A 12,356-nucleotide genomic window follows, 5' to 3' on the forward strand; every position below is an offset into this window, starting at 1 on the left:
TGGACGCGCAAAGCGAAATTATATCAGATACTAGATACGATATTTAATCAGCCAAAGTTAGGAACGCATATTGTTGCGAAGCTCACGCATAGCTTGCTTGCGAACGTCCTTTTCTAGCCTGTCTAAATAAATATGACCGTCCAAATGATCGCATTCATGCTGCAACATTCTGGCCATAAGACCATCGCCTTCAAGAACAACAGTTTTACCGTTTAAATCAATACCGCGAGCGCGAGCATGATTATATCGGCGAGTTTTATACCACAATCCTGGCACAGATAAGCAGCCTTCATCGTCGTATTGTTCTCCGCTTAAATCTTCAAGAACAGGATTTAGAATATAGCCAATACGTCCATCAATGTTGTAAGAGAACGCTCGTAAACTTACGCCAATTTGATTAGCTGACAATCCTGCACGACCTGGATCGTTCACAGTTTCCAACAAATCTTCAACCAAATGCTTAACAGCCGGCGTAATCTCACGAATCTCGTCACAAGGTGTTCTAAGAACAGGATCTGGAACAACACGAATTTTTCTAATTGCCACGCAAAAACTCCTTAATCAAGTGTAACTAATTACACATTATCTTCTATTGCAGATTAGTAATTAATTTCACTCGTTGTTGCGTACGTTATTATCGTTATTGTCTTGATCATCGCGAGACAAAACAGATGATTCCGAGGAAGCTTCTTCACCAAAATGCTTAAGATGAGTTGCAGCCTGATCAATTGCTTGACGGACTCGAGGAGTTACAACCTCTTGCGCTTGCTTAACTGTTTCTTGAGCCTGCTTAACAGTTTCGGTAGTTTTGTCGAGAATCTTAACAGTTGCAGGCAAAGGACGCGTGTTTGGCTTTGGAGCATACAATTGAGTTTCAATAATATCTGCGTAACGTGCAAGTATTTTTGGACGAACAATCTTCATACTTGGAGTCAAAGTTCCAGCATCCTGAGTGAACTCATCTTGCAAAATAACAAATTTACGAACAGATTCAGCCCTAGAAACAGTGCTATTTGCTTGATCAATAAACTGCTGAACAACAGAGCGAACAGCGTCATTGTTAGCAATTTCTTTCATAGATAAGTCAACATCCATGCTCTTATTCTTAAGCCATGAACGAACCATGTCTGGGTCAAGCTCAATCAATGCAGAAACGAATGGCTTTCCATCTCCAACCACTACTGCGTGAGAAACCAGTGGGCATTGCGCAATAATGCTTTCCATAGGAGCAGGACTTATATTCTTGCCTCCGGCAGTAATAATAATATCTTTCTTGCGACCAGTAATCGATAGGAAGCCTTCGTCATCAATTTCACCAAGATCGCCAGAATGAAGCCAGCCATCTTCGTCAATAACTTCTGCAGTAAGCTCAGGCTTATTGTAGTAACCCATGAAAACGTTAGGTCCTTTAATAAGCACTTCATCATCGTCAGCAAGTCGAATTGTGATTCCAGGACCTGGGCGACCAACTGAACCAACCTGATTTGCGTGTTCAAAATTAACTACGCAAGGAGCTGCAGTTTCAGTCATACCGTAACCTTGAATGAAGGTAATGCCGTCAAGACCGTTGAAGAAATGCGCTAAATCAGCATTAATTGGAGCACCACCGCAAGCAAGCCATGAAAGATTAGGGCCTAAAGCAGAGCGTATTGAAGAACCAACTGTGCGCATATACATAGCGTGATTCATGCGCGAAGCCAAAGAATGAGCTTTGCCATCAACGTTGTCACGAGACCACTGAATAAAATGTTTAACAGCTTTAGCAAAAATACGACCACGAATACCTGCACCAGCTTTTTGAGAAGCAGCATTGTAAACTTTCTCAAAAACTCGAGGAACACCTAATAAGTATGTTGGTTTAAAACTACGCAAGTCTGCAAGTAAATGTTTTGCGTTAGGAACATAACCAATTACACCATGCGCGCCAATAGCAACATATTGAATGTATCTAGCAAAGCAGTGCGCAAGAGGAAGGAACAGAAGTAAACGATTTGGTTTGCAAAGCATGTCGCTAAGAACATCGTATCCTGCAAAAACAATATGCGTAAAGTTACGGTGAGAAAGCATAGCTCCCTTTGGCTTTCCAGTAGAGCCAGAAGTGTAAACAATAGTAGACAAATCGTCTGCCTTAACAGCGCTAACACGCTGATTTAGCTCGTCTTCACTAATTGATTTACCAAAGTCAATAACTGCTTCCAAACCGCCTGCTTTGAAATTGAATACGGTTTTGAGAGTAATGCGCTTATAATCTTGGCGAACTCGCTCTAAGCATTGGGCATGAGAATCGTCACCAGCAAAAGCAATAACCGGCTTAACTTCGTTAATAATGTCTGCAGCTTGTAAAGCAGAATCCGTTTCGTAAATAGGGATGCTAACTGCACCAATGCAAGCGCATGCAAAGTCAACAACACCCCACTCGTAGCATGTAGCAGAATAAATAACAACTTTTGATCCATGCTGCACGCCAAGAGCAATTAAACCTTTAGCTACAGCCCTTACCTTGGAGAGCATTTCAGCAGCAGTAACATCATGCCACTGGCGAGTGTCGTCATCTTGCCACTGCGCAACAATACCTTGCGGATCGCGCATAGCACGGTTAGAAAGAAGCGAGTAAATGGTGTCACCGTCTTGAGTTGGGTGAATTACTTCTACAGAAAATTCTCGGAGCATATTATTAATTGTACTTGATTCCTATGCCGACACTACTGTAAGCCATACAAAAAATAGAGATTAATATTGTTATTAGCTAACAAAATATTTAAATAAACGAATTTTTACAAGCGCTTATACTAAAAACTTTCGCAATATGCTAAAAATACAGCGGTTTAGCACACAATTCGTGCACTAAACCGCATATTCTATATACAAAGTTATGCTGAAATAAACTTAACGAACATCCTGATGGAATGGGTTAAACGCAACATTGCAACGCTGGAAGCTCTTTACATCCACGTATCCGGTAGAAGACATTGTGCGACGCAAAGCACCAACAAAATTCGTTGTACCGTCAGCCTCGTGACTTGGACCAAATAGAATGTTTTCCAATGGAGCAACCGTTCCAACATTAGTGCGCATACCGCGTGGAAGTGTTAAATGACGAGCTTCAGCACCCCAATGAGTGCCACGGCCTGGAGCTTCCGTTGCGCGAGCTAATGGAGTTCCAAGCATAACGGCATCCGCTCCCATTGCAAGAGCTTTAATAAAGTTGCCAGAATTACCCATTCCGCCATCTGCAATAATTTGCACGTATCGACCACCGGACTCATCCATATAATCTCTACGAGCTTCAGCAACATCAGCAATAGCAGTAGCCATAGGTGCTTGTACTCCCAAAGTGTTCATAGTTGCAGACACAGCACCACCGCCGAATCCAACTAAAATACCTGCAGCTCCAGTGCGCATCAAATGCAAAGCAGAAGTGTAATCAGCGCAGCCTCCAACAATAACAGGCACATCAAGATCGTAAATAAACTTCTTTAAATCAAGAGGCTCGTGATCTGTGGAAACATGCTCAGCAGACACAGCAGTTCCGCGAATAACAAACAAGTCAACACCAGCTTCAAGAACAGTATTGTAAAGTTCCTGAGTTCGCTGAGGAGAAAGAGCGCCAGCAACAGTAACACCAGCGTCACGAATAGTATGCAAGCGCTTAGCAATTAATTCAGGCTTGATTGGTTCAGTGTAAATTTCCTGAATTCGACGCGTTGCAACCTCGCAAGGCAACTCGGATATTTCTTTTAACAAAGGCTCTGGATTCTCATAACGAGTCCATAATCCTTCCAAATCAAGAACTCCAAGACCGCCCATTTGACCAATAGCAATTGCAGTATCTGGGCTTGTAACTGAATCCATTGGAGCGGCAATAATTGGAATATCAAAGGTATAAGCATCTACCTGCCATGAAGTAGATACAGCCTTTGGGTCGCGCGAACGGCGCGAAGGAACAATAGCAATATCGTCAAGCGAATATGCAACTCTGGCGTTTTTGCCCAAACCAATTTCAATTTCCTGAGACATACTTATTAGGCTAGTGCCTTATGCTGACGAAGTTTTATCCGCAATGTTTTACAACTATTATCAGTAGCTTTTTGATGTTGAAAAATCTAATTTTTAATGGTTTTTATAAGCAAATTTGCATAACAATGCATACAAAATATTCATCCAAATCATACGACACACCGATAAAACCGTAATGTGTATAACTCAACACGCTTAAAATCGTTTATTTTCAAGGTAAATGACGAATATTTTGTAATTTATCCACATTTTTGCATTTTACACAGATAGACGAAAACTCGCGTTGTAAGCTTTTATCTAACTTGCTGATTTTGTAGGGATATGAGCTTAGCAAGTACTGAAATTTAAGGGCTCATAGAGCAGATGAGATACAGGAGAGAAAATGAAAATTAATATAGTTGATACATATGAAATGGATAACGATGACGAAAATGATGACGTGCTTAACAACAAGTCATCAAATAATAGCAACGATAACAATGAGCATCCGCCACATGTTGTTTTTAACGCTCGCACATCGTTACCAGTGTACGAAGGCGAACTGTCTATTGCCTTATCGCGCAAAAAACTGGAGTACCATATTGGCACATGCTATTTTGACGATCAAGATGAAAAAGATCTTGTTAAGATTGCATTAAGAACTTGCCAAATAGCTTGCATTGCTTCTGATATTTCCAGAGGAAGACCTACTTCTACAGCTATGAAACAATTGCTAACACCAAAGTGTGTTACAAAATTAAATAACATGTGGAAGCTAATGGATGATTACTTCCAATATAAGAATGATATGAAAACACGTTCAGCATTGTGTGCGATGCCGGCAGTGCCGAGTTTTGTTAATGGAATGCTAACGAATCCTCATCATTTTGAAGGCGTTGTTCATATTTCTGCAGGACCTGTAGAATACTGGGCTTCAATCGTTTTGGAGCACAAATACAATAAATGGATTTGTACATATGCAGATTTGGGCTAGCAAACGGTAATAAAGTTCACAAATGTTTCATAAGTATTTAATAAAAATTACAGAAAACTCCCCCTTGTAGATTAATATTTTGCGAATCAAGCGAGAATCTTCTACAAGGTGGAGTTTTTTGTTGATACAATTTATACACTATTTTCAACTATCACTATTGAAACCGCAATTTTTACGACAACTAGCTGCCAGCTGTTTCAGAATGTAAAGCGTCAAATATGGTTTTTGCTTTACTTTCACCAATGCCATTAACCTTTTGTAAATCTTCTAACGAAGCTTTCTTTAACTCTTTTAAAGATCCAAAGGAAGAAAGCAAACGTTTACGATACACTTCACCAATTCCAGGAATAGTGTCAAAAGCTGAATGCAAAGCACCTTTTCTTCTACGCTTACGATGGTAAGTAATAGCAAAACGATGAGATTCATCCCTTGCACGCTGCAACAAATACAATCCTTCTGAACTACGCTTCAAAATAATCGGATAATCTTCATCTGGAAGCCATACTTCTTCAAGTTTTTTAGCTAAACCACAAACAGTAATACCGCTAATACCCGCGTCCAGCATTGCGCGCTTAGCAGATTTAGCTTGCTCTTTTGCGCCATCAATAATAATAAGTTGCGGCTTGTAGGCAAAACGACGATTCTGATTAGAATCTGCAACAACAGTAGAGTTATTCAAATTTTCAGATTCAACATTCGAATCAGAATGCTTAAATCTTCTAAAAATTGTTTCATAAACTGCGCTTAAATCATCAAGTTTTCCAACACCATTTTCTCCGCGAATAACAAAATGACGATACTCGCTAGGACGCGCAATTCCATCTTCAAACACAACCATAGAAGCAACCTGATAACTACCGTCTACAGTATTTGAAATATCGTAGCATTCAATGCGCAAAGGAGATTCCTTCATGCCAAGAGCCTTAGAAATTTCGTTCATGGCTTCAGTTCTAATATCTATGCTGTTAATACGACTTGATTTTATGCGAGTTAACGCTTGAGAAGCGTTTTCGTTAGCACGCTCCATAAGAGCTCGCTTTTCTCCACGCTCCGCAACTCTAATACTTACTTTAGAGCCGCGCATATTACTAAGCCATGATTCAAGCTCTTCTTGACGATCTTCAGGAATTGAAATTGGAACTATTATTTCGCGCGGAACTGGAGATATAGGAGCTAGTAAATCTTCGCGCCCCGTAGTTTCTTGGCGCTCTCTACGCTCTCTAGTTGCTTGAGCTCGCAATATTACATCAGTTGCAGTAGCTTTTTGCGTATCACTAACAGCATCTCGAATCTTCTTAATACTTATAGAAGTATTCTTACCATTAAAAACATTATGTTCATATTCTGCATAAACATGCGTAATTAAATCCGCTAAAAGTTCACCATCAGTTATTTGCTCATTGCGCTCAACAGACCAATTGCGCTCGCCGCGAATCATTCCAGAACGAACAAAGAATGCGTGAATTGAAGCTTCAAGCTCATCGGTACAAAAACCGAATACGTCAGCTTCCACATCGTCGTCAAAAACAGCTGAATTTTGTTGTAAAACAGTGCTTAATACTGAAATTTCGTCACGCAATTTAGCAGCACGCTCAAATTCTAGCTCTTCGCTAGCTTGCTTCATTTCACGAGTTATTTGAGAAATATAAGATGAGCCTACGCTTCCAGTAAGAACCCCAACTAGGCGCTCAACTAAATAACGATGCTCATCCGGTTTAATATTTCCAACGCATGGAGCCGAACATTTACCAATCGAGGCGAGCAAACATGGTCTCCCTGTTCTATGAGCCTTATTAAAAACCGCAGACGAGCATGTTCTAACAGGAAAAGTTTTAATAAGCAAATCTAAGCTGTGACGCAATGGCCAAACTTTTGCATATGGTCCAAAATATCTAGCGTTTCTTGCGGAACGATTTCGAGTAATCCACACTCTAGGAAATGTTTCTCCTACAGATACCGCAACATAAGGGTAAGTTTTATCATCTCGAAAAACAACATTAAAACGCGGGTCGAAAGCTTTAATCCAAGTGTATTCAAGAGTAAGCGCCTCAAATTCTGTAGCAACAACAGTCCACTCCAAGCTCCTAGCTGCAAGTACCATTGATTGCGTGCGAGGATGCAATTGGTAAAGTGGCTGAAAATAATTTGCTAAACGATTTCGCAAATTTTTTGCTTTTCCAACATAAATTACTCGACCATCTGCATCACGCCACTTGTATACTCCAGGTTGCGCTGGAATATCTTTAGCCGCTGGACGGAACAAGTCTCGACTATCCCCCAATAATGGAGCTCCAAAAGCATTTACTTTTTCGCTAGCATTTTCTGAATTTTCTGAATTTTCTGAATTTTCGAGATAATGTTCATCTTCAAATGATTGCGTTTTTCGCCATTTTTCGTTCGCTTTCATTTGATCTAATTCTTGCAAGTTATCTGGTTTATGCAAATTCTTATTAAGATTATTATTCTGCATTTTCACCTCCTTTCAAGCACAAAATATGAACAATCATTTTAAGCTTTACGCACAATATGCGAATTTAATTTTACGAATTTAACATTGGTTTAAGGAATTTACCAGTCCAACTTGCCTCACATAGTGAAACAGTTTCAGGACTTCCTTCCGCAACAACTGTTCCGCCAGAATCTCCACCTTCAGGACCTAAATCAATAATCCAATCAGCAGACTTTACAACATCGAGATTATGCTCAATAACAATAACACTATTGCCTTTATCTACCAACGATTGCAAAACATTCAACAACTTTCTAACATCCTCAAAATGTAATCCAGTAGTAGGCTCGTCGAGAATATACACTGTTTTGCCAGTTGACCTTCGTTGCAATTCTGTAGCAAGTTTTACGCGCTGAGATTCTCCACCGGAAAGAGTCGGCGCGCTTTGGCCTAAACGAATATAACCTAATCCAACTTGAACCAAAGTATCCAAGTAGCGTGCAATAGACGGGTATGCTTTGAAAAATACTGCAGCTTCTGAAATTGGCATGTCAAGAACGTCAGAAACTGACTTTCCGTTATAAGTAACTTCCAATGTTTCACGATTGTAGCGTTTTCCGTGACAAACTTCGCATTCTACATACACATCTGGCAGGAAGTTCATCTCAATTTTTAAGGTGCCGTCACCATGGCAGGCTTCACAACGGCCACCTTTAACATTGAATGAGAATCTTCCAGGACCGTAGCCTCTAACTTTTGCTTCAGGAGTTTGAGCAAAAAGTGTGCGAATTTTATCCCACACGCCAGTGTAGGTTGCAGGATTAGAACGTGGGGTTCGACCAATAGGGTTTTGATCAACATGAACTACTTTATCGCAATATTCCAATCCTTCCACACGCTTGTGTTTTCCAGGAACTATGCGAGCGCCGTTTAGTTTGTTTGCAAGAACAGGGTACAAAATTGAGTTAATTAGTGTTGATTTTCCAGATCCCGATACTCCTGTGATGCAAGTAAATACTCCCAAAGGTATGTTAACGTCTATATTTTTAAGATTATGCTCCTGAGCTCCAATAACATGTAGCATTCGGTCTGGGTTAATTAAGCGACGATTTTTTGGCACTTCAATTATTCGTCTTCTTGAAATATAGTCGCCTGTAATCGAACGTTTTGCTTTCACAATATTTGCTGCAGGACCGGAGTACACTACTTCTCCGCCGTGTTCTCCTGCTTCTGGACCAATGTCAACTAACCAATCTGCTTCGCGAATTGTTTCTTCATCATGTTCTACAACAATAAGAGTGTTTCCTAGGTTTCTTAAATGATGCAATGTTGCAATCAGTCGCTCGTTATCTCGCTGATGAAGTCCAATAGATGGTTCGTCAAGCACGTACATAACTCCAACTAATCCTGAGCCTATTTGTGTAGCTAGGCGGATTCGTTGTGCTTCGCCGCCTGATAATGTTTTTGCAGCTCTTGAAAGAGTTAAGTAGTTTAATCCTACGTCGTTTAAGAAGCCAAGTCGTGCACGGATTTCTTTTAATACTTCTCCTGCAATAAGTGCTTTAGATCCTTCTAAATGCAGCTCATTAACCCATGCTAGGCTGCGCTCAACTGGCATATCACATATTTCAGATATTGAAGTATTTGCAACTGTAACTGCAAGAACTTCTGGACGTAAGCGTTTTCCATGGCATTTTTGGCATGGAACTTCGCGCATGTACGACTCGTAGTATTGGCGCATTTGATCCGAATCAGTTTCGTCATGCTTTCGCATAAGCGTTCGCACAACTCCTTCGAATCCTGTAGAATATTCGCGCTGCCTTCCCCACCTGTTTTTGTACGAGACTTTTACGCTAAAATCATGTCCGTACATTATTGCATGCTGTACGTCTTCTGGAAGATTTTTCCAAGGCGTATTCATACTAAAGCCCATGTCTTTAGAAAGACCTGAAAGTACGTGCTGATAATACATTCCTGCAGACTTATTCATTGCCCAAGGTTCAATAGCTCCTTGAGAAAGAGATTTGTCTGAATCTGGTATAACAAGCTCAGGGTCAATTTCAAGCTTGTAGCCAATTCCGGAACATTCTGAGCACGCTCCGTACGGTGCGTTAAACGAAAATGTTCTAGGTTCAATTTCTTCAAGATCTAGCTTGTGATTATTAGGGCAAGACCTGTGCTCGGAAAATGATTGGCGCCTGTTTGGAGAGTTTTCTGGCTCGTCAACAAAATCAGCAACCATAACACCTTTAGAAAGTTTTAATGCTGTTTCGATTGAGTCTGTTAAACGAACGCGAATGCCTTCTTTTATGACTATTCGATCAATTACTACTTCAATATTGTGTTTCTTTTGTTTTTCAAGAGTAATATCTTCAGAAAGTTCATGCATTTGACCGTCAATAATTGCTCGCGCGTAACCGTCTGAACGCAACAATTCAAGCGTATCTTTAAACTCTCCTTTTCTACCTCTAACAACAGGAGATAAAATTTGCAGACGCGTACGCTCTGGCTTAGAAAGCAAAGCGTCTGTCATTTGTTGAGGAGTTTGTGCACTTACCAACTCACCACACTCAGGGCAGTGAGGAACTCCAACCCTAGCAAACAGCAATCGTAAATAATCGTATATTTCAGTAATTGTTCCAACTGTAGAACGAGGGTTTCTATTAGTAGTTTTTTGGTCAATAGAAACCGCCGGACTTAACCCTTCAATAAAATCAACATCCGGCTTATCCATACGCCCCAAAAATTGGCGAGCGTATGCACTAAGCGACTCAACATAACGTCGTTGACCTTCTGCAAAAAGCGTGTCAAAAGCTAAAGAGGATTTACCAGATCCAGAAAGACCAGTAAAAACAACCATTCGATTTCGAGGAATAGACAAGCTCACGTTTTTAAGATTATGCTCGCGCGCTCCTTGAATAGTGATTTTCCATTCAGAAGGCACTTTAGACAAATCCGATATTATTTTTCCGTCATGCGAAGAAAACGTAGTGTTATCTAGTAATGCTTGCAAAGCATCAGACTGCTTACTTACTTGCTGATTCAAACGCATACCTCCACTTTTAACCCCATTAACACTCCCCAACTATTAACAAACCACTATACTATAAAATTACATTTAGAACAAGTGTTCGAAAAACTAAAGTATTTTGCTAACTTATAATCACATATTCGTTACTAGCACACGGTACAATAGTGAGTTTGGCAATACTTTACTTATTACACATAAAATAAAGCCTAATTTTTGGGGAACGGATTATAAACTATGCCTATTGACGCACAAGCATTAACCATTCAAATTGGTGCGCGCACGCTGTTAAACCCTACCGATTTTCACGTTACAAAGGGAGACAAAATCGGTTTAGTCGGTAGAAACGGCGCAGGCAAAACAACTCTTACTCGAGTAATTACTGGAGATATGCTTCCAGCAGGAGGATCCGTTAGAGTAAGCGGAGGCCTAGGATATTTGCCTCAGGATACTCACGCAGCAGACCCTGAGCAAAGCGTAATTGATCGCATTATGAGTGCTCGAGATATTTCTTCCATTGTGTCTAGGATTCGCAAAGCAGAAAAAGAAATGACCGATCCAGACCCGGACGTAATGACTAAAGCTATGAACCGCTACGACAAAGCTATGCAAGATTTTGAAAAAGCAGGCGGTTACGCAGTACAGTCTGAAGCAATTTCAATGGCAACAAGCTTGGGACTACCTCAAGAAGTTATGCAGCAGACTCTTGGCACTCTTTCCGGCGGACAGCGCAGACGCATCGAACTTGCGCGAATTCTGTTTTCTGACGCCGACACTCTTATTCTCGATGAGCCTACGAACCATTTGGACGCCGACTCAATTATTTGGTTGCGTAATTATTTGAAACGTTTCGAAGGCGGCTTCCTTGTTATTTCCCACTCAACGGAACTACTTGACGAAGTAGTAAACAAAGTTTGGCATTTGGATGCTCAACTCGCCCAAATAGACATGTATTCAATGGGTTGGAAAGCATACTTGCATCAGCGAGTAGTAGACGAGGAACGCCGCCGCCGCGAGCGCGAAGTCGCCGAAAAGAAGGCAGAACGCCTTATGAAGCAAGGTATTCGTCTGCACGCAAAAGCCACAAAAGCAGTAGCAGCTCAAAACATGATGCGCAGAGCAGAACGTTTACTTAGTGAAACCAGCGAAGCTCAAAGCCGCGAAAAAGTTGCAGACATTCGCTTCCCAGAACCATCCCCATGCGGTCGCACACCAATTATGGCAAAGGATATTTCTAAAGCATACGGTTCTAACATTGTTTTCGCTGGAATTAATCTTGCAATAGACAAAGGTTCTAGGGTTGTTATTTTGGGTTACAACGGTGCTGGAAAAACCACAACTTTGCGCATTCTAGCAGGAGAAGAAACGGCAGACACTGGAGAAGTTCAGTACGGTCACGGCTGCAAAATCGGCTATTTTGCCCAGGAACACGACACTTTGGATTTAGACGCTACAGTTCTTGAAAACCTTCAGCACGTTGCTCCAAACCTAGATGACACACAAGCACGTTCTATGCTTGGCAGCTTCCTGTTTTCTGGTGATGACGCAATGAAGCCGGCTAAAGTGCTTTCCGGCGGCGAAAAAACGCGTCTTGCGCTCGCAACACTTGTTACTTCGCAAGCTAACGTACTGCTTCTCGATGAGCCTACTAACAACTTGGATCCTGCGTCTCGTGACGAGATTTTAAAAGCTATATCTAAGTATGAGGGCGCAATTGTGCTAGTCACACACGACGAGGGTGCTGTTGAAGCTTTGCGCCCTGAGCGTGTTCTTCTTATGCCTGACGGCGACGAAGATTTGTGGAACGACGAATATCTTGACTTGGTTGCTGAAGAATAGTTAGAAAAATGCTCGAAACTTTGAAATAGAATGGTTATGTGGTGATTACA

General features: G+C 41.1%; 7 protein-coding genes. 2 read left to right on the forward strand and 5 right to left on the reverse strand.

Annotation, left to right across the window (positions count from 1 at the left end):
* Positions 1–57 precede the first annotated feature (57 nt).
* The 3 genes from HXT35_RS00870 to HXT35_RS00880 form a co-directional block, all read right to left on the reverse strand.
* Positions 58–546 (reverse strand): peptide deformylase, encoded by a 489-nt coding sequence (locus HXT35_RS00870; protein ID WP_004126795.1) that lies wholly within the window; start codon positions 544–546, stop codon positions 58–60.
* A gap of 66 nt (positions 547–612) precedes the next feature.
* Positions 613–2,670, reverse strand: coding sequence for an AMP-dependent synthetase/ligase (locus HXT35_RS00875; protein ID WP_004126792.1), 2,058 nt, complete (start codon positions 2,668–2,670; stop codon positions 613–615).
* A 216-nt stretch (positions 2,671–2,886) separates the two neighbouring features.
* A complete protein-coding gene (locus HXT35_RS00880) occupies positions 2,887–4,017 on the reverse strand; it encodes a GuaB3 family IMP dehydrogenase-related protein (RefSeq protein ID WP_421788141.1) in 1,131 nt (376 codons plus the stop codon).
* Between the two features lie 382 nt (positions 4,018–4,399).
* On the opposite strand from HXT35_RS00880, the gene HXT35_RS00885 reads away from it, so the two are divergent.
* Positions 4,400–4,990 (forward strand): hypothetical protein, encoded by a 591-nt coding sequence (locus tag HXT35_RS00885; protein ID WP_004137250.1) that lies wholly within the window; start codon positions 4,400–4,402, stop codon positions 4,988–4,990.
* A gap of 181 nt (positions 4,991–5,171) precedes the next feature.
* On the opposite strand, the gene uvrC is transcribed toward HXT35_RS00885, so the two are convergent.
* Both uvrC and uvrA read right to left on the reverse strand, forming a co-directional pair.
* Positions 5,172–7,460, reverse strand: coding sequence for an excinuclease ABC subunit UvrC (gene uvrC, locus HXT35_RS00890; protein ID WP_421788143.1), 2,289 nt, complete (start codon positions 7,458–7,460; stop codon positions 5,172–5,174).
* A gap of 70 nt (positions 7,461–7,530) precedes the next feature.
* Positions 7,531–10,491, reverse strand: coding sequence for an excinuclease ABC subunit UvrA (gene uvrA / locus HXT35_RS00895; protein WP_004127930.1), 2,961 nt, complete (start codon positions 10,489–10,491; stop codon positions 7,531–7,533).
* A gap of 213 nt (positions 10,492–10,704) precedes the next feature.
* Between uvrA and HXT35_RS00900 the strand changes: the two genes are divergently transcribed.
* Positions 10,705–12,306 carry an ABC-F family ATP-binding cassette domain-containing protein gene (locus HXT35_RS00900; protein WP_004127928.1) on the forward strand — a complete coding sequence of 534 codons (1,602 nt, stop codon included), beginning with the start codon at positions 10,705–10,707 and terminating at the stop codon, positions 12,304–12,306.
* Positions 12,307–12,356 lie beyond the last annotated feature (50 nt).

This window comes from Gardnerella sp. DNF01141 (assembly GCF_049244255.1).
Lineage (GTDB): Bacteria > Actinomycetota > Actinomycetes > Actinomycetales > Bifidobacteriaceae > Bifidobacterium > Bifidobacterium vaginale_E.